25 protein-coding genes and 1 pseudogene are annotated in these 25,904 nt (G+C 68.4%); 4 read left to right on the top strand and 22 right to left on the bottom strand.

Features of this window, described 5'->3' with window-relative positions:
* Positions 1 to 31 precede the first annotated feature (31 nt).
* The 7 genes from OK17_RS15435 to hpf all read right to left on the bottom strand — a co-directional run bounded on the left by OK17_RS15435 (position 32) and on the right by hpf (position 9,105).
* Positions 32 to 1,150, bottom strand: coding sequence for a GNAT family N-acetyltransferase (locus OK17_RS15435; RefSeq protein ID WP_461417969.1), 1,119 nt, complete (start codon positions 1,148 to 1,150; stop codon positions 32 to 34).
* A 108-nt stretch (positions 1,151 to 1,258) separates the two neighbouring features.
* The gene (locus OK17_RS15430; RefSeq protein WP_269785206.1) at positions 1,259 to 2,374 is read right to left on the bottom strand and encodes a ferredoxin reductase; all 1,116 of its coding nucleotides are present in this window, start codon (positions 2,372 to 2,374) and stop codon (positions 1,259 to 1,261) included.
* A 92-nt stretch (positions 2,375 to 2,466) separates the two neighbouring features.
* Complete coding sequence (locus OK17_RS15425) at positions 2,467 to 3,033, bottom strand: DUF6912 family protein (RefSeq protein ID WP_232718791.1); 567 nt, start codon at positions 3,031 to 3,033, stop codon at positions 2,467 to 2,469.
* A 77-nt stretch (positions 3,034 to 3,110) separates the two neighbouring features.
* Entirely contained in the window at positions 3,111 to 4,580 is a 1,470-nt protein-coding gene (locus tag OK17_RS15420; RefSeq protein WP_461417968.1) for a wax ester/triacylglycerol synthase family O-acyltransferase, read from the bottom strand.
* A 48-nt stretch (positions 4,581 to 4,628) separates the two neighbouring features.
* Entirely contained in the window at positions 4,629 to 5,234 is a 606-nt protein-coding gene (locus tag OK17_RS15415) for an Rv3235 family protein (protein WP_232718793.1), read from the bottom strand.
* A 54-nt stretch (positions 5,235 to 5,288) separates the two neighbouring features.
* Positions 5,289 to 8,108 carry a preprotein translocase subunit SecA gene (gene secA / locus OK17_RS15410; protein WP_232718794.1) on the bottom strand — a complete coding sequence of 940 codons (2,820 nt, stop codon included), beginning with the start codon at positions 8,106 to 8,108 and terminating at the stop codon, positions 5,289 to 5,291.
* Between the two features lie 175 nt (positions 8,109 to 8,283).
* Entirely contained in the window at positions 8,284 to 9,105 is an 822-nt protein-coding gene (hpf, locus tag OK17_RS15405; RefSeq protein WP_461417967.1) for a ribosome hibernation-promoting factor, HPF/YfiA family, read from the bottom strand.
* A 386-nt stretch (positions 9,106 to 9,491) separates the two neighbouring features.
* Here hpf and OK17_RS15400 point away from each other — a divergent pair, with 386 nt between their 5' ends.
* Positions 9,492 to 10,160 carry a ComF family protein gene (locus OK17_RS15400; protein WP_461417966.1) on the top strand — a complete coding sequence of 223 codons (669 nt, stop codon included), beginning with the start codon at positions 9,492 to 9,494 and terminating at the stop codon, positions 10,158 to 10,160.
* Between the two features lie 51 nt (positions 10,161 to 10,211).
* Here the strand turns inward: OK17_RS15400 and lpqB are convergent, their stop codons facing one another.
* Genes lpqB through mtrA form a run of 3 tightly spaced genes read right to left on the bottom strand, consistent with a single transcriptional unit; the run spans position 10,212 to position 14,316 of the window.
* Positions 10,212 to 11,975 carry an MtrAB system accessory lipoprotein LpqB gene (gene lpqB, locus OK17_RS15395; RefSeq protein WP_461417965.1) on the bottom strand — a complete coding sequence of 588 codons (1,764 nt, stop codon included), beginning with the start codon at positions 11,973 to 11,975 and terminating at the stop codon, positions 10,212 to 10,214.
* On the bottom strand, positions 11,972 to 13,642 hold the full coding sequence (gene mtrB / locus OK17_RS15390) for an MtrAB system histidine kinase MtrB (protein ID WP_461417964.1): 1,671 nt from the start codon (positions 13,640 to 13,642) through the stop codon (positions 11,972 to 11,974). The genes lpqB and mtrB overlap by 4 nt, the downstream gene beginning before the upstream one ends.
* Positions 13,639 to 14,316 (bottom strand): MtrAB system response regulator MtrA, encoded by a 678-nt coding sequence (mtrA, locus tag OK17_RS15385; protein ID WP_004023513.1) that lies wholly within the window; start codon positions 14,314 to 14,316, stop codon positions 13,639 to 13,641. Before mtrA ends, mtrB begins: the two co-directional genes overlap by 4 nt.
* 98 nt (positions 14,317 to 14,414) lie before the next feature.
* Between mtrA and OK17_RS15380 the strand changes: the two genes are divergently transcribed.
* Positions 14,415 to 15,047, top strand: a complete 633-nt coding sequence (locus OK17_RS15380) for a dTMP kinase (RefSeq protein ID WP_232718800.1) — start codon at positions 14,415 to 14,417, stop codon at positions 15,045 to 15,047.
* A 130-nt stretch (positions 15,048 to 15,177) separates the two neighbouring features.
* On the top strand, positions 15,178 to 15,942 hold the full coding sequence (locus tag OK17_RS15375) for a hypothetical protein (protein WP_461417963.1): 765 nt from the start codon (positions 15,178 to 15,180) through the stop codon (positions 15,940 to 15,942).
* Positions 15,943 to 16,040: 98 nt separating this feature from the next.
* Here the strand turns inward: OK17_RS15375 and ahcY are convergent, their stop codons facing one another.
* From ahcY to OK17_RS15315, 12 genes are all read right to left on the bottom strand, one after another.
* Positions 16,041 to 17,516 carry an adenosylhomocysteinase gene (gene ahcY, locus OK17_RS15370; RefSeq protein WP_232718802.1) on the bottom strand — a complete coding sequence of 492 codons (1,476 nt, stop codon included), beginning with the start codon at positions 17,514 to 17,516 and terminating at the stop codon, positions 16,041 to 16,043.
* A 120-nt stretch (positions 17,517 to 17,636) separates the two neighbouring features.
* On the bottom strand, positions 17,637 to 17,816 hold the full coding sequence (locus OK17_RS15365) for a methionine/alanine import family NSS transporter small subunit (protein ID WP_143932550.1): 180 nt from the start codon (positions 17,814 to 17,816) through the stop codon (positions 17,637 to 17,639).
* Complete coding sequence (locus OK17_RS15360; protein ID WP_232718803.1) at positions 17,816 to 19,393, bottom strand: sodium-dependent transporter; 1,578 nt, start codon at positions 19,391 to 19,393, stop codon at positions 17,816 to 17,818. Before OK17_RS15360 ends, OK17_RS15365 begins: the two co-directional genes overlap by 1 nt.
* 204 nt (positions 19,394 to 19,597) lie before the next feature.
* The gene (locus OK17_RS15355; protein WP_005197550.1) at positions 19,598 to 19,894 is read right to left on the bottom strand and encodes a WXG100 family type VII secretion target; all 297 of its coding nucleotides are present in this window, start codon (positions 19,892 to 19,894) and stop codon (positions 19,598 to 19,600) included.
* A 29-nt stretch (positions 19,895 to 19,923) separates the two neighbouring features.
* A complete protein-coding gene (locus tag OK17_RS15350) occupies positions 19,924 to 20,238 on the bottom strand; it encodes a WXG100 family type VII secretion target (protein WP_006360164.1) in 315 nt (104 codons plus the stop codon).
* Between the two features lie 118 nt (positions 20,239 to 20,356).
* Entirely contained in the window at positions 20,357 to 21,163 is an 807-nt protein-coding gene (locus OK17_RS15345; RefSeq protein WP_232718804.1) for an ESX secretion-associated protein EspG, read from the bottom strand.
* Positions 21,160 to 22,224 (bottom strand): PPE domain-containing protein, encoded by a 1,065-nt coding sequence (locus OK17_RS15340; protein WP_232718805.1) that lies wholly within the window; start codon positions 22,222 to 22,224, stop codon positions 21,160 to 21,162. Before OK17_RS15340 ends, OK17_RS15345 begins: the two co-directional genes overlap by 4 nt.
* 87 nt (positions 22,225 to 22,311) lie before the next feature.
* Positions 22,312 to 22,623: a PE family protein gene (locus OK17_RS15335; protein ID WP_232718806.1), complete on the bottom strand. Its 312-nt coding sequence runs from the start codon at positions 22,621 to 22,623 to the stop codon at positions 22,312 to 22,314.
* Positions 22,620 to 23,954 (bottom strand): hypothetical protein, encoded by a 1,335-nt coding sequence (locus OK17_RS15330; RefSeq protein ID WP_461417962.1) that lies wholly within the window; start codon positions 23,952 to 23,954, stop codon positions 22,620 to 22,622. Before OK17_RS15330 ends, OK17_RS15335 begins: the two co-directional genes overlap by 4 nt.
* 14 nt (positions 23,955 to 23,968) lie before the next feature.
* Positions 23,969 to 24,277, bottom strand: coding sequence for a type VII secretion target (locus OK17_RS15325; protein ID WP_006360169.1), 309 nt, complete (start codon positions 24,275 to 24,277; stop codon positions 23,969 to 23,971).
* Between the two features lie 57 nt (positions 24,278 to 24,334).
* Positions 24,335 to 24,649 (bottom strand): YbaB/EbfC family nucleoid-associated protein, encoded by a 315-nt coding sequence (locus OK17_RS15320; RefSeq protein WP_232718941.1) that lies wholly within the window; start codon positions 24,647 to 24,649, stop codon positions 24,335 to 24,337.
* 8 nt (positions 24,650 to 24,657) lie between these two features.
* Entirely contained in the window at positions 24,658 to 25,041 is a 384-nt protein-coding gene (locus tag OK17_RS15315; RefSeq protein WP_232718808.1) for a hypothetical protein, read from the bottom strand.
* Positions 25,042 to 25,471: 430 nt separating this feature from the next.
* Between OK17_RS15315 and OK17_RS15310 the strand changes: the two are divergent.
* A pseudogene (locus OK17_RS15310) lies at positions 25,472 to 25,904 on the top strand (MinD/ParA family protein); the annotation flags it as partial.

Genomic DNA, 25,904 nt, shown 5'->3' with positions numbered 1-25,904 from the left:
ACCGGCGGGGGTCGAACGCAACCGGCGGGGATCAGCTACCCGCAGCCTCGCGATAGTCGTCGATGAACAGTTCGAAACCGATGAGGTCCTCGAAGACACCGTCGGACCGGGCGGCGAGCTTCTGCCTGCTGACCTCGCGGAAGCCGGCCGCGCGGGCGAGTTTCTTGCTGCCCTCGTTGCTGTCGGCGGCGAACAAGGTCAACCGCCGGAAGCCGAACTTCTCGAACGCGTACCGCACGGACGCCGGGAACGCCTCTGCCAGAACACCTTTCCCTCGTGCTTCGGGATGGGTGTAGAAACCGGCCTCGGCGCCGGTGACCTCGTCGATGTGCAGGAGCGTGATGTCACCGAGGTAGTCATCGGTCTCCAGATCGGCGACGGCCCAGGTGCAGGTGAGGCCCTGCGCCGCGGTCCACCACTTGCGCAGACGCTCGGCGGCCGCGTGCTCGAGTTCCAGCGGATCAGGTCGCGCGAAGAGGTACTTGCGGGACACCGGGTCGTCGAGCGTCTCGCGGATGCGGGGGTCGTCGTGTTCGGCGAGGGGCCGGAGGCGGAACCGCTCGGTCTCGAAGACATCGGTGCGCCACTCGGTCTTCGGCTCCCGCACGTCATCGGCGCGCAGCGAACCCACCCACGCGTCACGGATGTGGCCGCGGACCTCCACCCCGTCCGGGACCGCGGCATCGAGCCGGAAGCCGCAGGAGTGTGCGACGCGCAACGCGTCGATGTTGCCGGCGACCGTCGTCCAGCGGACGACCTCCTTGCCGGCCTCGCCGAAGGCGTAGTCGACCGCGAGGAGGACCGCGCGTTTCATCACGCCCCAGCCGCGGGCGTCGGGATGGAGGTCGTAACTGAGACTGCTGAGCGGGCCCTCTCCCGCGAGGTCGACGGTGCCGACGAACCGGCCGTCGAACTCGACGGCCCACAACATGCGGGAACCGTCCGCCCAGGATCTGGGCGCATAGTCGAGGGCGAATCTCTCGGCGGCGGCGCGACTGTACGGCGCCGGGACGGGTGTCCACCGCATCATGGCCGGATCGGCCGCGAGCTCGACCATGCGATCGAGATCTCGGGGCTCATGAGGCCGCAGCGTCACCCCGCCGTCGGTGAGAACGGGGACGTTTTCGGGAATCGGGACCGCGGCTTTCACCGGTCAACCCTCGGGCCGAACGGGACGGGTCCCAGCACTGTGACCAAGCACGATTCGAGCGTACCGGCAGTACCCGGGAGGTCGCCGGGTCAGCGACGAACTGGCAGGTCAGACGTCGAGCGTGCAGTCCCCGGCAGCCGCGCTGACGCACGTCTGGATACGTTCGCCCTCCACATGCTCGACGCCGGAGCGCAGATCGCGCACGCAGCCTTTGTCGAGCATCACCACGCAGCTCTGGCAGATACCCATGCGGCAGCCGAACGGCATGATTTCGCCCGCGGCCTCCCCGGCCTCGAGCAGGGTCGTCGCGCCGTCGACCTCAGTGGTCTTGCCCGAGCGCTTGAAGGTCACGGTGCCACCCTGGGCGCCCACCACACCGCGTTCGAGGGCGAACCGTTCGATGTGGAGCTGCTCGTCCAGGCCGGCGTCGGAGTAGAGACGGTGCAGGCCGTCGAGGAATCCGGCCGGTCCACACGCCCAGGTCTGACGCTCGCGCCAGTCGGGACACAGGCTCGGCAGCGACTCCGGGGTGACCTTGCCCGCTGTGCGCGTGTATTGCACATGGAGGTCGACGAGGCCCGACGACGCCATCGCCTCGAGTTCGTCGGCGAACAGCAGGTCGGCCTCGGTGGGCGTCGAATGGATCAGCCGGATGTCGGTGGTCTGATTGCGCTGCCTGACCGTGCGCAACATCGAGATGATCGGGGTGAGTCCACTACCGGCCGTCGCGAACAGGATCTTCTCCGGCAGCGGGTCGGGCAGGACGAACTCACCACGCGGCGCGGCGAGACGCACCACGGTGCCGGGAGTCAGGCCGTTCACGAGGTGAGAGGACAGGAAGCCCTCCGGCATCGCCTTCACGGTGATCGCGATGGTCTTGTCGTTCGCCGACGCGTCCGGGGTCGAGGTGAGCGAGTACGACCGCCACGTCCACCGACCGTCCATGAGCACGCCGATGCCGACGTACTGGCCGGGGGCGTAGTCGAACGAGAACCCCCAGCCCGGACGGATCCGGATGGTCGCGGTGTCCTCGGTCTCCCGGTTCACCGAGATGACCTTGCCGCGCAGTTCTCGGGCCGACCACAGGGGGTTGGCGAGATGCAGGTAGTCGTCGGGCAGCAACGGCGTCGTGATGCGGGTGACCGCCGCACGAACCCACTGAGCACCGCGGCTACGCGCCGCGACCCCGGCCACCGGTTCTTCGAATCGCTCGAGCAGACCCAACGCACACACCGCCTTCGATGTCAGGAACACTGCGCCTGACACTCTAACCTACGCAACCGTAGGTTAGCGCCATCGAGGATCGACGACCGATCTCAGAGCAGTTCGAGCAGGAACGGCAGCTCCTGCGTGGCGTACCAGGCGAGGTCGAAGTCCTCGATGTCGCCGATGGCCAGTTCGGCGTCCAGGTCGCCCATGTCGGCGGCATCGATGACGACCACGGCGGCCCGGACCTTGTCCTCCGCCTCCTTCACGTCGACGTGGACCGAGGCGATCGCGGAGAGCGGGATCGTCCCGCCGACCTTGACCACGGCGTCGTCGAGATCCGGACGCAGTTTCACGTCCTCGACGTCGGCGGCGACGACCACACGGCGCGGCGGCAGCGACGGGGTCACTCCCGGCTTCGTCACCGCCTCGTCCGCGGCGAGATCGTGCTCGGCCTCGGGGTCGCCGGATTCCGGCGCCTCTCCGGCGAGAAGGCGCAGCGACGCCCGAGCGGCCTCCCGCATCGCGACCTCCGAGAGCTCCTCGTCGTCCCCCGAGACGAATGCCTCACGCAGCGCCGGGGTCAACGCGAACCCGGTTCCGCCGATCGGCCGGAACTCGCCCTCGGAGTTGAGCTGCATCAGCATTGCCAATGTCGCCGGCAGGTAGACCCTCATTCGACCATCGCTCTCATAGAACGACCGCTCCCACGCGGTCCGATTGCGGTACCCGCTCACCTTAGCCGCGCCCCGGCTCAGTCGGTGATCAGCAACTCCTCGAAGGACTCCGTGACGTAGTCCGCCAGAACGGGCAGGTCGGGAATGACCCCGCGGTCGGCCATGAACGAGAACTGCAGCCGGTCACCATATTCGACGACGCTGACGGCAAGTGCCCTCTGCGAGACGAGAACCGGGATGTAGAAGATCTCGTGGACCGGCGCGCCGAGCACGTACCGGTCGGCAACCGGGGCGGTGCTCATCGCCACCGGGACGTTGTACCCGCGACTGTCGAGCGACCGGAACGCGCGCGAACTGAAGTCGGCGAAGGGCACGAGCCCGAGCTCCGGGAACAGCGGGCTCGGCCCGGTGCTCATCCGGCGCGGCGACTGCGCATAGCGCTCGGCGAGGCCCGCGACCTGGGCGAGGCGCACCGTCGGATTCGACTCCCCGACAGGCAGGTCCGTCACGAAACTCGGTTTGCCGACGTTGATCCAGCCCGGCTCCGCATCCGCCTCGACCTCCACCCCGGGGTCGCGCGGCGACAGCGGTATCACGACGCGGACGGTGTCGGCCGGTACCGCCGCCGGGTCGACCGACAACATCCACCGGCGCACCACGCCCGAGATGATGGCGAGTTCCACATCGTTGACGGTGCAGTTGTGGTGTTCGGCGATCTTCGCGCAGTCGCGGCGCGGGACCGACGCCGTGGTGAACGTGCGGGTCGTCGTGCCCGTGTTGTTGAGCGGGCTGCGCGGCGCGTGGTCGGTGAGCTGCCCGACGACGTCACCGGCCCGGCGGACGGTCCGGCCGACCACCGACCGCATCTCGGCGACCAGGCCGTTGCCGTGCACCACGGTCTCGACGAGATCGCCCGGGCGCGCCATCGCCTCGGCGAGCGCACCCACGACCAGGTTCGCCGACCCCGGCGGCGAGCCGGGCATCCACAGCTCCTCGGGCAACTCCTCCGGCTCGTCGGTGGGGTCGCAGATGACCTCGCTGATCTCGGGATGGTCCGGACCGTCGATCAGGCACCGGTGCGACTTGGTGAGGATCGCCAGGCGGCCGTCGGCCAGGCCCTCGATCAGGTACATCTCCCACAGCGGCCGAGTGCGGTCCAACGGGCGGGACATCACCCGGGAGATGAGCTCGGCGAGATCCGCGGGACCACCGGGCCGAGGCAACCCCGAGCGCCGAATGTGGAAGTTGATGTCGAAATCCCGGTCGTCGACCCACACCGGGCGGGCGAGTCCGAGCGTGACCTCGCGGACCACCTGCCGATACCGGGGCGCCAATTGGAGCCGGTTCTCGACCAGCGACACGAGCGACTGGTAGTCGAGAGCGGGTCGACGGGACGCGGTCCCGTTCTCCCCGGTCGTCGGTTCACCCGCCCTCTTCGGCTCGCCGGCGCAGGGATCCACGACCAGCAACGCCCCGAGATGCGTTGTCGACCGGGAATCGTCGAGGAAGTAGTACATCGCGTCGCGCGGCGACAAACGGTTCACCACGCCGCCGATCCTAGCCGTCCGGCTGCGTCTGGGCCGGACTCGACGGGGTCAGCAGAACTCGAGGGCCACGAGCTGCCAGCGGTACTCGACCTGACCGAGACCTGATCGGGCCCCGGCGCCGCCTGGGCGCGGATCGTTCCCACGCACGCGGCACGGCTTGCGCTCCACGCGCCCGGCGAAGGCCCGAACACGCCCACCACCGAGGTAGGACCCGAACACCTCGGCCGCACTGGTGTCGCACAACTGGACGTGCACACGCTGGAGGACCGTACCGCGAGCGGGCGGACCCCCTGGGGCACCGGCGGATTCGGCCACCCGGAAGGCGTCGTGACGAACCAGGGCGGCCACCTGATCGGCGATCGACGGCGACACGGAGTCCCCGAGATGCGCTATGCCCCTCCGACGGTCGATGACCTCGAAGAGCAGTCGCGACGTGGCGACGGTGAACCGCCGGGCCTCCACCGCGGCGGCCAGGGTCTTGCGTGAGGGTCCAGCACCGGGACGCGGCCGCGGGAACACGGCGCGCACCGTCCCGGAACCGACCGCCCCGGCACCCATCGCGCCGGGCCCGGCCGGCTCATACGTCGGGGCGGGCAGTACCCGAACCCGCGGCGTCCGTGTACCGACGGGAGGAGCGGAGGTGAGTGTCTGCATGGGGATTGGACGCAGCCACTCCCCTGCCGGGTTCCACTTTTCCCGAAATTTTTCTCAGCGGCGCTGTTTCTTGGCCTTCGGCGGCTTCGGACGGCTGCCCTTGGTGTTCGCCCGCGCGGCCGCGCGTCGCTCACGCCGGCTGGCCGAGTCGGCGGCACCGGCCAGTTCCTCCTCCTCGGAGTGGACGACCGTACCACCGCCCTCGTCGGGGCCGGAGAACGTCATCGGCACCTCGCCGTTGGAGGTCCCGGAACCACGCAGGGCTGCGGGGACCTGAGAACCGGTGTCGGCCGCCGGCGCCGGTTCGGGTGCACCCGCTCCGACCGCGGCACGGAGATCGGCGGCGGTGGGCAGCGGCGCCTGCTGCGCCGGCTGCTCGGTCTGCACCTGCGCGTTGAACAGGATCCCGAGTGCTTCCTCCTTGAGGCCCTCGAGCATGCCGTTGAACATGTCGAAGCCCTCGCGCTGGTACTCGACCACCGGGTCGCGCTGCGCCATCGAACGCAGGTGGATGCCCTCGCGGAGGTAGTCCATCTCGTACAGGTGGTCGCGCCACTTGCGGTCGAGAACGCTCAGCAGGACGCTGCGCTCGAGCTGGCGCATGGCGCCCTCACCGGCGATCTCCTCGATCGCCTTCTCGCGCTTGTCGTAGGCGGCCTTCGCGTCGGCGACGAGGGTCTCGCGCAGTTCGTCGGCCGAGATGTCGTCGCGCTCACCGTATTCCGTCTCACCGACAACCGCTTTGGGGTCGAGTTCGATCGGGTACAGGGTGCGCAACGCGGTCCACAGCTCGTCGAGATCCCAGTCCTCGGCATAGCCCTCGGCGGTCGCACCCTCGACGTACGCGCTCACGACGTCGTCGATCATCTGCTTGACCTGCTCGTGGTGATCCTCGCCCTCGAGGATCTGCCGGCGCTCGGCGTAGATGATCTTGCGCTGCTCGTTCATGACCTCGTCGTACTTGAGGACGTTCTTGCGCATCTCGAAGTTCTGCTGCTCGACCTGGGTCTGAGCGCTGCGGATGGCCTTGGTGACCATCTTGGCCTCGATCGGCACGTCGTCGGGCAGACGGCTCATGATCGCCTCGAGCGCACCGCCGTTGAAGCGACGCATCAGTTCGTCGGCAACGGACAGGTAGAACCGCGACTCACCCGGATCGCCCTGACGACCGGAACGGCCGCGCAGCTGGTTGTCGATACGGCGGGATTCGTGTCGCTCGGTGCCGAGCACGTACAGGCCGCCGGCCTTGCGCACGGCCTCGGCCTCCTCGGCGGCCTCGGTGCGCGCGACCTCGATGGCCTCGTCCCAGGCGGCCTCGTACTCGTCCGGGGTGTTCACCGGGTCGAGTCCGGCCTTGCGCAGGCGGGTGTCGGCGATGATGTCCGGGTTGCCGCCGAGCACCACGTCGGTACCGCGGCCGGCCATGTTGGTGGCCACCGTGACCGCCCCGAGGCGACCCGCCTCGGCGATGATCTGGGCTTCCTGCTCGTGGAACTTGGCGTTCAGGACGCTGTGCGGGATCTCGCGCTTCTTCAGCTGACGGGACAGGTACTCCGAGCGCTCGACGCTGGTGGTACCGATCAGCACCGGCTGACCGATCTCATGACGCTCGACGATGTCGTCGACGACGGCGGCGAACTTCGCCTCTTCGGTCTTGTAGATCAGGTCGCCCTGATCCTTGCGGACCATCGGCCGGTTGGTCGGGATCGGCAGCACACCGAGCTTGTAGATCTGGTCGAACTCGGCGGCCTCGGTCTCGGCGGTACCGGTCATGCCCGACAGCTTGTCGTAGAGGCGGAAGTAGTTCTGCAGGGTGATCGTGGCGAGAGTCTGGTTCTCGGCCTTGATCTCGACGCCTTCCTTGGCCTCGATCGCCTGGTGCAGACCCTCGTTGAAGCGGCGGCCGTCGAGGACACGACCGGTGAACTCGTCGACGATCAGGACGTCGCCGTTGCGGACGATGTAGTCCTTGTCGCGCTGGAACAGCTCCTTGACCTTGATCGCGTTGTTCAGGTAGCTGACCAGGGGCGAGTTCGCGGCCTCGTAGAGGTTGTCGATACCGAGACGGTCCTCGACGAACTCCACGCCGGCCTCGTGCACGCCGATCGTCTTCTTCTTGATGTCGACCTCGTAGTGGACATCCTTCTCGAGCAGCGGCGCGATACGCGCGAACTCGGTGTACCACTTGCTCGACCCCTCGGCGGGGCCGGAGATGATCAGCGGGGTACGGGCCTCGTCGATGAGGATCGAGTCGACCTCGTCGACGATCGCGTACGCGTGGCCGCGCTGGACGAGGTCGGCGAGCGAGTGCGCCATGTTGTCGCGCAGGTAGTCGAAGCCGAACTCGTTGTTGGTGCCGTAGGTGATGTCGGCGGCGTAGGCCTCGCGGCGTGCAGACGACGACATGCCGGTGAGGATCACCGCGGTCTCGAGGCCGAGGAAGCGGTGGACGCGTCCCATCCACTCCGAGTCGCGCTTGGCGAGGTAGTCGTTGACGGTGACGACGTGGACGCCCTCACCTGACAGCGCGTTGAGGTATGCCGGGAGCACACAGGTGAGGGTCTTGCCCTCACCGGTCTTCATCTCGGCGATGTTGCCGTAGTGCAGCGCCGCGCCGCCCATGATCTGGACGTGGAAGTGCTTCTGGTCGAGCACGCGCCAGGCCGCCTCGCGGGCCGTCGCGAAGGCCTCGGGCAGCAGTTCGTCGAGCGTCTCACCATCGGCGATACGTTTCTTGAACTCGTCGGTCTTGGCACGCAGTTCGGCGTCGGACAGCGCCTCGAACTCGTCGGACAGCGCCTCGACGTGCGACGCGATCGCGTCGAGTCGCTTGACCATGCGGCCTTCGCCGACACGCAACAGCTTGTTCAGCACCGTGGATCGAGTCCCTCACCTGTAGAAAACACACGGAATCCGGCCCGTGCGAACGCACAGACCGGATCCCATGGTAGCGAGGTGAGCTGAGCAGACCCTGATCGACCGGCACGTTACCGGGACGACTTCATCCCTTCGGATTCGCGCGCGGACGTCGGGACGGCTCAGCCCGCGTTCATGTCAGGCGGATGAGGCCGTAGTCGAAGGCGTGCCTGCGGTAGACGACCGACGGCTTGTCGCTCTCCTTGTCGTGGAACAAGAAGAAGTCGTGCCCCACGAGCTCCATCTCGTAGAGGGCGTCGTCGACCGTCATCGGCACCGCGGTGTGCTCCTTCACGCGCACGACCTGACCGGGCGTGTAGTCGTCCACGTCGTCGTAGTCGGACTTGGTGGAATCGGTCAGGGCGGTGCCCGGATCACCGACGAAACCGTCGACGGACAGCTGGTTGTCCCGCAACGGCGGTGCGCCGATCTCGGTGGCCTCGGCCACCGACAGCGGCCGGCGGTTGCCGTGGTGCACGCGGCGGCGGTCCTTCACCCGACGGAGACGGGACTCGAGCTTGTCCAGGGCACGCTCGAGTGCGGCGTAGAAGTTCTCGCCGCACGCCTGCGAGCGCACGATCGGGCCCTTGCCCTTCGCGGTGACCTCCACCTTCTGGCAGACCTTGGCCTGCCGACGGTTCCGATAGTGCTTCAGCTCGACGTCGAATTCGTAGATCGTCGGATCGAATCGCTCGAGACGTGCGAGCTTGTCGCCGACGTAGATGCGGTAGTGGTCGGGTATCACGACGTTGCGGCCGCTGAACACGATCTTGGCGATGGGCTCGGCGGGTTCGTCGGCGTCCACCGTTCCGGGTGGACGGACGAACGCGAACTCCTGGTCGTCGGAGTCGTTCTGGGCGGGTTGGTGATCGGGCTCGAGGCCCTCCTCCACGGTCGGCCTGGGGTCCGCGATTTTCGGTTCGCGCTGGCCTTTGCGGTGGATGACTGTGGACATTCAACTACCTCCTGAATTGTTCCCGGCGGCGGTTGGGTCATCGTGATCTGTTGTCGCACTGATGATGTGGTCGACGCCGAGGATTTGTCCATGCCAGCTGACAGCTGACACTCATCGACAGGGGCATCACCTCCCGAAAATCGGTCGTTTCCGGCGCGGGGACTCAACTGTCCTCCCGGCAACCCGATGTACCCAAGACCGTAGTCGCAAGTTCAGGTATCGGCCACGTTTTGACCCGCCGCGTCGGGGATCCCGGGACAAGTGGGGACCGAGGGCCCGCGCGCGTTGATCCCAAGGACTCGGACAACCCACCGAACAGGGGCGGATCTCTCCACAGCGTCCGACGACCGCACCCGGTGTGCCGGGCCCGGGCCTAGGGTCGGGACATGACCTGGCGTCAGGTGCCGGCCGCGGCGGCGGATCTCGTCTTCCCGGTGGTCTGCGGAGGCTGTGGACGGCCCGGGACACCGTGGTGCGCCCGCTGTGAGACCGCCTGGCACGACGCTCCCGTCGCCGCCCGCCCGCGCATCTCGCCGGGTGTCCCGGTGTGGGCCCTCGGCCGCTACCGGGGTCCCCACCGGAACGGGATCATCGCCGTCAAGGAACACGACCGCCGTGATCTGATCCCGCCGCTGGGCGCGGCTCTCGCCGATGCCCTGCGGACGTTGGCCGGCTGGGGCGAGCTACCCGACGCCGACCGCCTGGCGCTGATCCCCGCGCCCACCCGCCGGCTGAGCGCACGACGCCGTGGCGGCGATCGGGTCACCGCCATCGCCGAACACGCCGCACCGCTCCTGGGTTCCCGTGTGTCCGTCGCACCGCTGCTGACGACCGCGGCAACCGCCCGCGATTCCGCCGGACTCGACGCCCGGGCACGTGCCCGCAATCTCGCAGGGGCGGTCCGCCTCCACGGCGGTGCGCGTCCACCGCCCGGTGCCGCGGCGCTCGTGGTCGACGACGTGCTGACCACCGGGGCCACCGCGACCGAGTCGGTGCGCGTCCTGCGCGCCGCCGGGATCGGGGTCGCGGCGGTCGTCGTGCTGGCCGCCGCCTAGGACCGAGTCCGCTCGCGAGTGATCAGGGCCGAGTCGGGATCGCCCCGGCGATCAGGGCAGAACCGGGATCGCCCCGGCGATCATGGCGGGTTCGACCTCGGTCCAATACTGGTCGGGCTGCCCGTTGTTGCTGCCGAGGCGCAACACGCCGCGCTGGTCCCCGACGTAGATGGTCGAGGAGTTCGCCACCACGGCCCGCACCGGCGGGGACACATTTCCGCTGAGGAGCCCGACGGCCGGCGTGCCGTTGATGGACAGCTGCACCACCGGGGACTCGGGCGCCTCCCGGGCGACGACCAGCGTGGTCGGGGACGCCCAGTCCAGGGACACCGCACGGTTGCCGATGTTGTAGGCCGCGATCCGCGGGCTGGTCAACGACACCTGCCCCTCGGCGTTCGTCGACAGCACGGCGAACACGATCTGCCCGCCGACGACGAGGGCGACCCGGACACCGTCCGGAGCCACCTGCATCTCGGTGATCGCACCGCGTGCCACCCTCGGGATCGAAGACGCCTCGACCGGGACGGTCTGGGTGCCGTCGTCGTCGCGCTGCCACTGCACCGGCTTGCCGTCGACGACGACCCACACGGCGTTCTCGTCGGCGCCGAAGGAGGGTCGGGTGATGGACACCCCGCTGACGATCGGTCCGACGTCGCCACCGTAGTCGCCGATCACGCACTCGAGCCGGCGGTCTCCCGCCGTCCGGACCGCGGCGACCCGCGCGCCGTTGTCGGAGATCGTCGCCGCCCGCACGTCGCGAGACGATCCGAGAGGTCCGCGGACCGGCACGGTGGCGGTGTCGGTCACCGCGCGCAACGCGCCACCGGTCACGACGTTGAGGCCGACATCGGTGGACGGCACCGCATTCGGATCGAAGGAGCGGAGGTCGGCGGGTTGCCATCCCGAGGCGCGTTCGGCGGCGAGCGGCGCACCGTCGGCGTCGATGACGTACGGCCCGGAGATGTCGGCGCCGTCGAGGGTCCAGACGATCTGCGCCGCCAGTACCGTGCGGTCCCGGCTCGACGGGTTGCCGATGCCGTTGAGGTCGACGCGCACCCCGCCGCCGGCGAGGCCGACGACCGGTCCGCGCAGCGTCGAACCGCTAGGGAAGCCGCTGTCGACGGCCGCGGACAGGTCGGCGGCGGGCCCTCCGAGGAGCCGGTTGACCAGCGCCGTCGGATCGGTCGCCTGCCCGGAGTAGAACCAGCGCGGGTCCGGGACGAGTCGTCGGCCGGTGCGGTCGGAGAAATAGAGCGAGACCGGGCGATAGGTGTTGTCGAACTGGTCGCGGTCGATCATCGCCCCGTTCGGCAGCGGCCCGTCGATGCGCCACTGGTCGCCCTGGCGGGTCAGGCTGATGCTGGTCTCGACCCGTCCCGACGCCGGCAGCAACTGCCCGTCGGACTTGAGTGTCCCGACGTTGTCGCCGGTCAACCGCATTCGAACCGAGTCCTCGTTGCGCTGGTCGACGAAGATGCTGATCTCGTCGAGGATCAGTGCGTCACCGCGGTCGTCCCACTGCTGGGAGGCCACCGGCGTCAGAAAGGCGCGGGCGGCGTCGTGGCCGGCGTCGGGATCGACCGTCGACTTGAGGAACGCGCGGACAAGGGCTTCGGGATCCATGTCGGACTGGGGCACCGGGGCCGCGTTGGTGGCGCCCTCACGCTGGAACGACTTGATGGGCTGCGGGGACGAGTCGTTGGGGATCGACCCACACGCCGACACCACGACCATCGCCACGGTCGCGGTGGCGACGGCGATCAGGAACCCCAGAACACTCCGCCGCGGGTGTTCCGGATGACGTACGACGCTCATTCGGTACCAGCCTCCACACCCGGTGTGCGGCCGCTCGTCTTGGCAGCGGCCCGGGGCGCCGAGCCGACCGACTTCAGCGGCAGCGGCGAACCGAGCACCTTGTGGCCGCGGACGAGGGGCAGCGTCAGCCGGAAGCAGGCGCCCTTGCCGGGTTCGCCCCACGCCTCGAGTCGGCCCTGATGCAGGCGGGCGTCCTCGATGCTGATGGCCAGGCCGAGACCGGTGCCGCCGGAGCGCCGGAACCGCGACGGATCCGAACGCCAGAACCGGTTGAACACCAGCTTCTCCTCCCCCGGCCGCAGACCGATGCCCTGGTCGCGGACCGTGATGGCGACGGCATCGCCGTCGGACCGCATCGTCAGCGTCACCGGCTTCCGTTCCCCGTGGTCGATCGCGTTGGCGAGCAGGTTGCGTAGAATCCGCTCGACACGGCGCGGGTCGATCTCGGCGAGCACCGGTTCGGCGGGCAGGTCGAGGACGAGCTCGGTCCCGGTCTCCTCGGCGAGGTGTCGGACGGTGGCCAGCGCGCCGTCGATCGGGATGGCCATGTCCATCCGTTCCGCCGCCAGCTCGGCCATGCCGGCGTCGTGGCGGGAGATCTCCAACAGTTCGTTGAGCAGGGTCTCGAACCGGTCGAGTTCCTTGTCGAGCAGCTCGACCGAACGCTTGCGGACAGGGTCGAGTTCGTCGCGGCCCTCGTACAGCACGTCCGACGCCATCCGCACGGTGGTCAGCGGCGTCCGCAGCTCGTGACTGACGTCGGAGGTGAACTGGCGCTGCAGGCCGCCGAACTCCTCGAGGTGGGTGATCTGCTTGGACAGGCTCTCGGCCATGTCGTTGAACGACATCGCCAGACGGGCCATGTCGTCCTCGCCCCGCACCGGCATGCGCTCCTTGAGACGGCCGTCGGCGAACCGCACGGCGATCCGGGAGGCCGAACGCACCGGGATGACCACCTGCCGGGAAACCAGCCAGGCGATCGCGGCCAGCAGACCCAGCAGGACGATGCTGCCGGTCAGCAGGGTGCCGCGGACGAGGTCGACGGTGTTCTGTTCCGCGGTCAGCGGGAACACCAGGTACAGCTCGAGTCCCGGCACCGAGGCGTTGGTCGGGGTGCCCACGATCAGGGCGGGCGCCTGTCCGCCGGAACCGTCGGGAACCTGGGTGTACTGGTAGGCCACCTGGCCGCCGCGGACCATGTCCCGAAGGTTCGACGGCACCTCGGCGGTCGGGCCGACGCCGCTGGACGCGCTGCTCTCGGCAGCACCGGGGACGATGAGCACGGTGTCGAAGGCGCCGACCGTGCCGGACGTCTGACCGGTGTCGGCATCACGGTCGGTGAGCAGCGATCGCGTCTGACGCAGCCGGTTCTGCACCGACATGTTGCCTGCGCCGCTGGAGAGGTCACGCTCGACCGAGATGCGGGCGCGGTCGATCTCCTCGGTGGCCGCCGCCAGCTTCACGTCGAGGAGGCGGTCGGTGATCTGGGAGACCAGCACGAAACCGAGGATGAGCAGCACGACGACCGACAGCAACAACGTCGACGCCACGACCCGTAACTGCAACGAGCGCCGCCAGATGTGCCCGAAGGCACGTCCGACAGCGCCGGCCGCACGGGTGAAGCGCCCGAAAGTGCTGTTGACCCGTCGTCTAGATCGACCGATCACGGCGGGCCGGCCTTGTAGCCGACCCCCCTCACAGTCAGGACGACCTCAGGGTTCTCCGGGTCGGTTTCGACCTTCGCGCGCAACCGCTGGACATGCACGTTCACGAGTCTAGTGTCCGCCGGGTGGCGGTAGCCCCACACCTGCTCGAGGAGGACGTCGCGGGTGAAGACCTGTCGCGGCTTGCGGGCGAGCGCGACCAACAGGTCGAACTCGAGCGGTGTCAGCGAGATCGGGACGCCGTCGCGGGTGACCTTGTGTGCGGGCACGTCGATCTCCACCGGACCGATCGACAGCAGTTCGGCCGGCTCCTCGTCGGTACGACGCAGACGGGCGCGGACGCGGGCGACGAGTTCCTTCGGCTTGAACGGCTTGACCATGTAGTCGTCGGCGCCGGATTCGAGACCCAGCACGACATCGACGGTGTCGGACTTCGCGGTCAGCATGACGATCGGGACGCCCGAGTCGGCACGCAGCACACGGCACACGTCGATGCCGTTCATGCCCGGGAGCATCAGGTCGAGCAGCACCAGGTCGGGGCGGATCTCGCGCACGGCGGTGAGTGCCTGCGTACCGTCACCGACCACAAAGGGTTCGAAACCCTCGCCGCGCAACACGATCGTCAGCATCTCGGCGAGAGCGGCGTCGTCGTCGACGACGAGGATGCGTGGCTTCATGTGTCCAATGGTGACACCATCGTGATGAAAGCGTGGTGAATGACGCGCCGGAGGTGGACGTTCTGGCCCGATTCGTCCCACGCCATAGACTCCTGCGCGTGGGTCAGTTGATTGCGGTAGAGGGACTCGACGGCGCCGGTAAGAACACGTTGGTGACCGGTCTGGTCGAGCGCTGGACGGCGTCGGGTCTGCAGGTCGCGACGTTCACCTTCCCGCGCTACGGGCAGTCGGCGACCGCCGACATCGCCTCGGAGGCACTGCACGGTGCGCACGGCGACCTCCGGGACAGCGTGTACGCCATGGCACTTCTGTTCGCCCTCGACCGGGCCGGCGCCGCAGCAGACATCGCTGCCGCGACCGAATCCAACGACATCGTCATCCTCGACCGCTACGTGGCGTCGAACGCCGCCTACAACGCCGGGCGCCTCGGACAGGACGCCGACGGCGAGGTCGTGCGGTGGGTCGCCGACCTCGAGTACGGACGATTCGGCATGCCCGTCCCCGACCGGCACGTCCTGCTCGGCGTTCCCGCCGAGGTGGCCATGCAGCGGGCCGAGAGTCGGGCCGCCGCCGACGCGAGCCGGGCACGCGACGCCTACGAACGCGACAGCGACCTGCAGCGCCGCGTCGACGCCGTCTACCGCCAACTCGCCGAGGCCCGGTGGACGTCCCCGTGGCACCGGTACGACGGCGAGGACATCGCGGCTCTGGCCGACCTCCTGACCCGCTGATCTCCTACCCGCCCGTGGGCCGCGAGTCCCCTGCCGGGCGTCATTCGGATGTACGCCACCCCCCGCGACCGGGCTCTGCCGTTGCCGAGGCTCTTCGCTAGCCTGGATCAATGACTGGGGAGGGGGTCGAATGACCTATCAGCCGCCACCACCCGGTGGCCCACCGCCGCCGTTCAGGCCCGGTCGGCCCGGATACCACCACGGGCCCGGCCCCGGTGGACAGCGGCCGTTCCCAGGACAGTTCCCGCCCGCGTCACAACCGCGACCCGCCTACGGCCCGTACGGAGCCCCGCCGCCGCACGGCGTCCAGGGGCCCGGACCGTACGCACCCGGCGGCGGCTACGGAGGTCCCCCCGGCGGGCCCTACGGTCCCCCACCGCCCAAGCGGAACACCGGCGCGATCATCGCCTGGATCACCGGCGGCGTGGCGATCGTCGTCCTGGTCGCGCTCGTGGTCACCCTGGTCGTGATGTCGTCCGGGCCGGAGGAGTCCACGGTCGCAACCGGTTCGAGCACCTCGTCGAGCACCTCCCCGGGCAGATCGTCGAGCCCCGCCCCCGAATCCGCCGACTACGCAGCGCTTTCCCAGATCCGCGCGGCCCTGCAGAACTACGTGGCGGCACGCAACGCGCGCGACGTCGTCCGCATGAAGGCCGCGGTCTGCAGCCAATCGCGGGAGCGCATCACCGGTCCACCGCCCACCGAGGACGGCCTGATCGTGCTCGACGGTTTCCTCGACACGGTCTTCGACGGCAACGTCGCCCAGTCCGAGGTCGTGTCCCACCTCGAAAAGGGCAGCCGCCGAACCGAATCCGAGAAGTCGAAGGAGCGGTTCCTGAAGGAACGCGGCTCGTGGATCTACTGCCCCGACGCCGAACCCGACATCGGAGCCTGACCCCAAAACGACGCAAACCCACCCTTTTTCGACATTTCCACCACCGCTGAGGGTGGTGGATCTGCCGAGAAAGGGTGGGTTTGCGTCAGCCTGCTACCTCAGTAGCGGTAGTGCTCCGGCTTGTACGGGCCTTCGACGTCGACGCCGATGTACTCGGCCTGCTCCTTGGTGAGTTTGGTCAGCTTGCCGCCGAGCGCCTCGACGTGGATACGCGCGACCTTCTCGTCGAGATGCTTGGGCAGGCGGTAGACCTCGTTGTCGTACTCGTCGTTCTTGGTCCACAGCTCGATCTGGGCGATGACCTGGTTCGAGAAGCTGTTGCTCATCACGAACGACGGGTGGCCGGTCGCGTTGCCGAGGTTGAGCAGACGACCCTCGCTCAGCACGATGATCGACTTGCCGTTCTCGAAGATCCACTGGTCGACCTGCGGCTTGACCGTGATGCGCTTGGCGCCCGAACGCTCGAGGCCGGCCATGTCGATCTCGTTGTCGAAGTGGCCGATGTTGCCCAGGATCGCCTGGTGCTTCATCTGACGCATGTGGTCGAGGGTGATGATGCCCAGGTTGCCGGTCGAGGTGATCACGATGTCGGCGTTGCCGATCGCCTCCTCGACGGTGACCACGTCGTAGCCGTCCATGAGGGCCTGCAGCGCGTTGATCGGGTCGATCTCGGTGACCTGGACGCGTGCACCCTGACCGGCCAGCGACTCCGCACAGCCCTTGCCGACGTCGCCGTAACCGCAGATCAGAACCTTCTTGCCACCGATGAGAACGTCGGTGCCGCGGTTGATCCCGTCGATCAGCGAGTGGCGGGTGCCGTACTTGTTGTCGAACTTGGACTTGGTGACCGAGTCGTTGACGTTGATCGCGGGGAACGCCAGCTCACCGGCAGCGGCGAACTGGTACAGCCGCAGCACGCCGGTGGTGGTCTCCTCGGTCACGCCCTGGACCGACTCGGCGATGGTGGTCCACTTGTTCTTGTCGGTCTCGAAGCGCTTGCGGAGCAGCTCGAGGAAGACCTTGTACTCGGCCGGGTGGTCGTCCTCGGTGGGCGGCACGACGCCGGCCTTCTCGAACTCGGCACCGCGCAGAACCAGCATGGTGGCGTCGCCGCCGTCGTCGAGGATCATGTTGGCCGGCTTGTCCGCCTCGGGCCAGGTGAGCATCTGCTCGGCGGCCCACCAGTACTCCTCGAGGGTCTCGCCCTTCCAGGCGAAGACCGGGACGCCCTTGGGCTCGTCCGGGGTGCCGTGCGGACCCACGACGACGGCCGCAGCCGCGTGATCCTGGGTCGAGAAGATGTTGCACGACGCCCAGCGGACCTCGGCGCCGAGCGCGACGAGAGTCTCGATCAGCACCGCGGTCTGAACGGTCATGTGCAGCGATCCGGAAATGCGAGCACCCTTGAGCGGCAGCACATCTGCGTTCTCACGACGCAGTTCCATGAGTCCGGGCATCTCGTGCTCGGCGAGCTCGATCTCCTTGCGGCCGAAGTCCGCCAGGGACAAATCGGCCACCTTGTAGTCGATCCCGTTGCGGCTGTCGGCCTTCAGCTCGTCCTGAGCAGTCGTCATCTGATCCCCTTGTCGTTCGCTTCGTGCGCTGCGTGTGCAGCGATTGTGCGTTCGATCCAGGCTATCGGACCACGCCCGCCGAGCCCATGGTCAGGTGTCGGGCCCTGCTCCGGCCGCCGGTCAGGTGTCGCGGGTCGGGTGCGGCTGCGACGCTCGGTCCTCGTCGTCGCGGACGAGGTCGGGGTCCTCGAGGAGGCCCTCGACCTCGGGGCGGCGGTTCAGGTAGATGACACTCGCGACCAACCCTCCCCACACGATCCCGATGGAGATGAGGAGCATGACGATGGCGATCCCACTCATCAGACGGTCTCCTTGCTGGGCTTGGGGCCGGCGCCCCGAACACCTTCGGGTAGCGGTGGCCATGGCAGGAAGTCGGGGTTGTCGCGCCCCTTCCACGACGGCAGGGACAGGCCTACGGCAGCGACGACGAGCAGCGCGATGGTGCCCCAGCCGAAGACGGTGATGTACCAGGTCGGGTATCCCTCGTAGCCTTCGTCGATCACCGACCACACCTTCTGGACGAGCATGATCGTCAGGAAGATCGGTGCTACCACGCCGACGAGGGCCAGCCAGATCCTGCCCACCTTGAACGTCGACACCGCATTGAGATGGTGACGCAACATGTCGCCGCGGCGCAGCACCCAGACCATGATGATGGTCATCAGGATGGCCGAGGAGACCACCCCGACGTTGTTGGCGAACATGTCGACGGTGTCGAGGGCGATGAGCCCCGAAGTGGTGGAGAACAGCCCGACCGAGATGAGACCGCACACCACCGACACACCGACCGCTGCCTTGGTCCGCGAGAGTCCCCACTTCTCCTGGATGCCCGCGGAGACGCCGATCATCAGCGAGATCAGCGAGGTGAAGCCGGCGACCACCAGCGAGCCGAAGAACAGTGCGCCGAAGAACGCCGCGCCGGGCATCTCCGAGATCACCGCCGGGAACGTCACGAACGACAGGATCGGTCCGGTGAGGCCTTCCAGGTCCGACACCGCGATCTGCTGCTGGTAGGCGAGGAAACCGAGGGCGGAGAACACGCCGATGCCGGCGAGGATCTCGAACGAGGAGTTGGCGAACGCCACCACGAGACCGGAACTGGTCATGTTGGCCTTACGCCGCTGGAACGAGGCGTAGGCGATCATGATGCCGAACGCGATCGAGAGCGAGAAGAAGATCTGGCTGTACGCCGCGATCCATACGTCGAGGTCTTTCAGCGCCGCCCACTTCGGGGTGAACAGAGCGTTGAGGCCGTCGACGGCACCGGGCAGCGTGACCGCGCGGATCACCAGTCCGGCGAACCCGATGAACAGCAGCGGGATGAAAACGATGTTGACCTTCTCGATGCCGTTCGCGACACCGAGCAGCAGCACAGCGAGGACCGCGAGCCACACGACGATCAGAGGCAGCGCGACTCCGCCGACGATCGTCGTGGAGACACCCGGATCACCGACCTTCAGGTACTCGCCGGTGAAGAAGCCGGCCGGATCATCGCCCCAGCTCTGGTTGAAGGAGAAGAAGAAGTAACTGAGCGCCCACGCGATGACCGCTGCGTAGTAGACGCCGATGACGAACAGCAGGCCGGTCTGGAACCAACCGAGCGCCTCGACCGGCTTCTTGATCCGCCGGAACGACAGCGGCGCGGTTCCTCGGAAGCGATGCCCGACCGCATAGTCGAGGAACAGCACCGGGATTCCGGCGGTCAGCAGAGCCACGAGGTAAGGAATGAGGAAGGCCCCACCACCGCTCTCGTAGGCGACGCCGGGGAAGCGCCAGATGTTGCCGAGCCCCACCGCGGATCCGATCGCGGCGAAGATGAATCCGGAGTTCCGGGTGAAGGTCTCCCGGCTCTCTCCGGCGGCTTTCGCAGACGTCACTGCTACCTCCTCATCGAGCGCTGAGTCCGCCGGGTACGGGCGCCCCGGGGACTATCAGGTGCTGACGCTATCGCAATCATTCCCTCGCCCGCGGAGGTTGTCGTCGGCCTGTCGAAACGCTCCCCGGCAGACAACCGCGTCATTCGGACAGACGACGACGGGGACCCCGCGTGTGACCGCGGAGTCCCCGTCGAGTCGACCCACTCAAGCGAGCGAACGGAACCCGCTCGCGATGGAGGAATCGGTGTCGGACATGGTGCGACTGGCGTTGGTGACGCCGTTCTGCAGTGCCATGAGACGCTCGCGCGACTGAGCGAAGGCACGGTCGAAGTTCGCCTGCGCCTCGAGGTACGCGGCCTTCGCCTGCGCCGAGTTCCAGTTGCCGTCGAGTGCGGCGACCTGGTTCTTCAGCTGCGTGTTCTGGTCGTCGAGCTGCTGGAAGGCGCGACCGAGCCCACTACTGAGGTCGCCCAGCGCCGCGAAGTCGTAATTGATGGTCATCAGAATGCCTTTCGAAGAGGGTGGGAAGGTCAGACGCCGAAGTGCCCGGCGGCAGCCGAGTCCTGGTCTTCGTAACCGGCGAAGCCGTTGGTCATCTGCGCCTTGATCTGATCGAGAAGCTGGTTGAGCGTGTTGGCTTCTTTGTTCCAGTCGGTGTGCGTGCCGTCGAATGCCGCGCCCGCCTTGCCCTGCCACGTCGGGGTGGTGTTCGCAGCGTGCTTCTGGATCACCCCGATCGTCTCCTTCATGTCCGCGACGATCCCGCCGACCGCCGCAGCGGTGGCCTGGCCCTCCGCGACATCTACCTTCACTCCGGCGCCGCCTGCTCCGGGCAGATTCAGCATGAGTTCTCCTCCTGTGTAACGGCACCGTTTGGCGATGCCCCCGTTGGTATCCGTGACACAGATACCGCTGACAGTTGTTTCCCACGGCGGTATGGACCGCGAGATCCCCCGACCCCGATCATGTCAACCACGTCCCGCCCGGGAGGGTCTCGATCAGCAGGCGCACGGCCTGCGCGATCCGATGACCCGAACCCGGTGAGAGGGTGGTCCACACCCGACCGTCCGGAGACTTGCTGGGGCTCGACACGATCCGCCCCCTGGCGGTGTCGAAAACGGCCAGGGCCCCAGAAGATTGAGAGAATCGTCCGTCCTCGTTCGCAGAGGCGACGATCTCGGTGCGCACCCGACAGGACGCGAATGCCGAGGAGATGACGACGGCATCGGACAGCGGGGCGCCGAGCGTGTACAACGCGTCGGTGGTCTCGGTGGCCGAGCCGCTACGTCCCAGACTGTCGACGAGTTCGTCGGTGGGAACCGAGAACGACGTGAACTCGCACGCGGTGGCCTCGTCGAACCTGGAGCGCAGGATGTCGGCCACGGCGTCGAGGTCGGCGATCTCGACGACGGCCAGGTCGAGTCGATCACCCACGCGCTCGGCCAGGACGTGCTCGTATCCACTGCGAGCCAGGCAGAGTCGTCGCACGCCGGTCTCGGCGAAGCTACGCATCTCGATCTCGCGTTCGGGCCGCGACAGGACGCGGAGCACGGTGGCCAGCCACGGGACGGGCTCGTCGTGGTCCACCAGGTCGAGGGCGGCGACGGCCGCATCGGTCTTCCGGTCGGCCATACGCTGGGCGTCCTCGTCAGCAGCACCGACGGGCATGTCGAGGACCACCGGCCAGGTCTGTACGCCGAAGCGATCGCCGAGTCGCCGAAGCACGGCCGCGTCGAGCGCGACGGGGGCGTCGTGGGGCGTCGTCATCATGAGCGGTCCCCCGGGTTCCCGAGCAACAGCGTCTCCGACAGGTACCGCGGATCGACCTTCGGCGATTCGGCATCCGACGCCGAGACGTAGTGGACTGCAGGACGATCGGAGGTCTCGATGTCAGCCCAGGTCAACGGGGTGTCGAGGCTGTCCGACGCTCGGGCCGGGTCGTCGTCGGCAGGTGCCGGCTCGGATTCGACGGCGACACTGCGGATCGTGGCGCCACGATCGGCGGCCGCGGCCGTCCCGGGTGCGATCGGCGGCGGCACGCCGGGGCCCGATGTGGTGGTCGAACTCGGGTGCGCCGTCACCGATGTGGCGGCCGACGATCCCGCACTCGCCACGACAGTCGGCGCGTACCGGAGCTTTTCGGCGGGCGGTGCATACACCCCGGGCATCCCACCCATCATCGGCGGCATCGCCGGTGTCATCGGAGGCGTGACCGTGGGTGGGGCGGCGGCACGGGCCGCGGCGGCCTCCTCAGACGCGAGCGCCGCGCCGGACACCAGGTCGGGCGCTCGACGGGAGGACGGCCACGGTTTGCCCACGGGCTCAGTCGCGTTCTCGTACGTCTGCATGACGCGGGCGGCACGCATCCGCTGCTGGGCCATCGCACGTTCGGCCTCGGCCGCGGCGCCCGCGATGATCGGGACGACAGCTGTTGTGGTGGTGGCGATCTCGTGGAACTTCTCCACAACCTCGACTTCGGCGAGGTTGGGCATGTTGAGGCGCGCGACGGTGGTGGCCGCGGCCTGCGCCTCAGCACGCACGGCGTTCTCGGCCGCCTCGGTGGCGGTCTCGGCGAACCACGGCGCGAGCTTCGTCAGCTTCTCGAACGCTGCACTGGTGTGGGCGGACTGCCAGTGCACGCCCAGCCGTCCGAGGACCGCCGCGTATTCGATCCCGGCTTCGCCGATCTCGGTCGCGAGTGCTGCCCACGCGGCTCCCGCTTCCACCAGCGGCGCGGGACCCGGCCCGGCGCCGAGGTCGGCGGCCAGTTGTTCACTGGTACGTGAGTCCCAGTTGACGCCGGTGAAGCCGGCTCCGGTCGTACTGGTCATGGTCCCTCCCCTCTGCTGGGCGACGAGTCTGATGCGAGGTCCGAGATCGGTCTGCCGCAGCGGCAGCAACGGTCCCGTTCTGTCGGCTTACACCTGGAGCTTGAAGGCAGCGGCCGCCTCGGCCTCGCCCTCGATGAAACCGGAGGCCTGTGCCCGTAGCAGGGCAGCGATCTTGCGGAGCTCGAGAACACCCGTGGCCGAGTCCTTCTCGAAGTCCCGAGCCACCGTCGTGAAGCTGGCCGCGGTTGCGGTCGACACCTCGTCGCGCCCCTGGGCGTCGACGGTGAGCTTCGGCCCCGCACCGGTGAGCGCAATCTCGAGTCGGTCCGCGATCTTGTCGAGATCGACTGCCGCCGACATCAGCTCAGCGGGTTCGACGCGGAGTTGTGCGTTGCTCATGCTTCCTCGTTTCGTGTCAGGCCGGGCACGCCCAGCCGTAGTTCGATATCGGGACCCGGATCGGCCTCGGCCGCCTCGTCGTGGCCGATGACCGCCGGCGCGACCTCGGGGTCGTCACCGACCACCGCACGCCCGTTGTCCTCGGTCACCAGGTAATCGGGCACGCTGTGCTGGCCTTCGGAGGCGCCCGCCCCGCGGGCGCCGGCGCCGGCGGCACCCATCGGGGCACCGCCCATCGGCATCGCCGCGGGTGCGGTCGAGACACGCGGAGCCGCCGACGCTCCCATGGCCGGCTCGCCGACGCCGAAACCGGTCGGCACGGTCGGCCGGGAAGCACTCAAGGGCGTCATCATGCCTCCGATCCCGCCGCCGACGCCGCCGCCACCGCCTCCCCCACCTCCGCCACCGGCTCCGCCGGCACCCTTGGCCTTGGCGAGCGGGCTCCCGGCGGGGGCGACGATCGCCGTGTCCGGGTTGACGCTGAGCATCTTGCTGATCGGCTGCATGAGGGTGGACGGCAGTTCGGCGGCCGTCGACACCGCCGGGGAGACGACGTCTAGGACCGAGCTCGCCAGGGTGAACGGTGACTGCCCCGCACCCGCGGTCGGTGCACCGGTGATCGCGACCGGCGCACCATTGGCGGTCATCGCCGTTGTGGGGGCGAGCAATTCGGCGCGGGTCACGGCGACCGCCGCGGTGGCCAGTTCGAGCCCGGCCCCGGCGACGACGGCCGCGGTACTGAGACCGACCGCGATCGCCGGGCTCATGATGACCGGCACCAGAGCCGAGATCTTGGCGACCGTCGCCGCGACGATGCCCTGGACCACGGCCAGCCCCTTGGCGACGATGGCGGCCGCTGTCTTGGTGTCGATCGAGATCCCGGACCCCTGCGCGGCCAGCGCGGTGCTGTTGGTACCGGCCTCGGCGGTTTTGGTGGCCGCTCCGACCGCACCCTGACCCGCCCACAGCTGATCGGCGAGCTTGAGTGCGCTCTGCCCCATCGTCATAGACGTCTCGAGCACCTTGGTGAGGCCGTCGAAGATGATCGTCGGGTCGAAGCCGGCGCCGCTCAGGTCACCGGTGCCGAAGCCACCCAGCAGATCGGTGATCGGCTTGATGAACATGTCGAGGTTGGGCGGCTGGATCGGCGGCAACCCGGGCATCGGCGGCAACGGCGGAAGGACCGGCAGCGGCGGAAGCCCGAGGCCCCCTAGCGCATCGGCGACCGTGCGATCGAGGATCGGCCCCAGCGGACTGGCGTCGATCATCTCCTGGACGGTCATGTGGCTGAGTGCAGGCACATCCGGGACGCCGGGCAACGGGCCTGGCATCGGAGGGACCGGACTCACAGCACCGAACGGATCGCCGCGGCGGTCGCGGCATCGGTGCCCTCGTACTCGGCGAGACCCGCGACCGTGGAGGCGGCGGTCGCGGCGTGTACCGCGGCGAGCTGCCCGACGGACATCAGGTGGTTGGCCTGCGCGAAGATGAAGGACGCGAGGAACTCCTGGCCGATGAGGCCGAACACCGGGACCATCGCGGCCGTGTTGGCCGCGGCGTCGATCGACCCGGCCGTTCCGATGGCCGAGGCCATTGCCGCATTCGTCGCCGCGAAGCCTTCGAGCGCTTCGGATGTCACTTTCACGTTCGTCATCGCAACCCCCTCGTGAGTGCAAGTCCTGTCGATTGACCGTCTGTCGGCCGGTTCACGTCATTCACCCGCCGGGCGCGCGCCGAGCATGTCGCCGAATGATTCGTTGAAGTCCTCGGTCACCGCCGCCACCCGTGCGTAGACCCGTTGTGCGGCAAGGGCCGACGTCGCCACGATCTGTTCACCGAGCCGGCCGGCGCCCAGTTCGTTCGCGCCGTGCGCCAACCGGAGATCGACCAGCGCGCCCTTGGCGTCCACCTCGACCGTCACCAGGCCGTCGGCCGAGGTGACCGTCACCGTGATCGCCTCGAGGCTCTCCTGGAAGGACCGCAGGCCGTCGAGCTGACGGGCGGCACGTGCCTCGAGTTCGTCCATTGCCCAGCTCATCGGCGCAACCACGACGTCATGGCGTCGGCTTCCTCGTCGTCGCGCTCTTCGGCCGCGGCCAGGTCCTCGGGTTGTGGCAGTTTCATCTCGTTGACGAGATCGCGATCCACCCCGGCCGCGAGCAGGTTCTCCCGCAACCGGATTCCGGCCGACATCGCGGACTGCCTGCAGAGGCGCAGGATGTCGGCGGCCAGCAGTTCCGGGTGCTTGTCGAGTTCGGTGGAGGCGATGTGCACGGCCACCGGCAGGCCCTGGGCCGTGGTCCGGACGGCGAGACCACCCGACCGCGAACGCGCTTGCGAGAACTGATGGACGACGGCCCACGGATCGTCGTCGCGCGCATCATCGGAATGCGCTGCCGTCTCTTCGGTGTAGCTCATGGATGCCGAACCCCCCTTCACGCCGATTTAGACGCAGACGGGGTTCCTCCCGGTTCCATCGAATTCCCGTTCGATGAAACCGCCTCCCCCAGATGCCGGTCCACCGGGTCGTCGACTGACCACGACCACGGTGCCGCCCCGCCTCGCACCTGAGGTTCAAGTGCCTGATCCTGCCACAACTCGATCAACGCCACCACATACCGAATTCGGTATGTGGAAGCGAGAGTGTGAGATGAACTGTGGATCTCGTCCGGAATCCTCTCATACCCTTCGGTAGACTCTCGTCGACGCTGCCGGAGTCGGTCAGAGTGCAAGCAGATCGCACCGAGGATCGATGCCTCATCGATCCTCGCATGCTGCCGCCGATCACGCTCGCGCACAGACCACGGCTCGCCAGGTCGGCCCGGCCGCAAGACCAGAGGATTCCCCGATGACGTACGAGAACTCGACGACGCCCAACGGCGCCGACGCACCGGCACCACCCCCATGGCTGCAGTTCGCGCCGCCGCCTCAGGAGCCGACTCCGGCTCCGCAGTCACCGTCGGCACCTCGGACTCCAGAGAACGACGGCCGGCAGACGGACTCGGCGGCCCCCGGTCCCGCGCCGTCGAATCCCGTTCCGTCCCCACGCCTCGATGCACCACGCCCCGATGCACCGAACCGTCCGCAGGAGGCGGCGGCCGATCAGGTCGGCCCCGGTAGCGAGACGTGGTCGCACGACCCCACCGGTCGCCACACGCCGCCGCCGCCGGAGTCCGCCCGTTTCCCCGGCCCACCTCCGACGCCGAGACCGGACTTCCCGGCACCGCCCGCCGGTCCGTCCTTCGAGCCGGGACCCGTGCCCCCGTTCGACCAGGCGCCCC

This window comes from Gordonia sp. GN26 (genome assembly GCF_054823965.1).
Note: the sequence above shows the minus strand (reverse complement) of the source record. Positions and strands in the feature narration are given on the sequence as shown.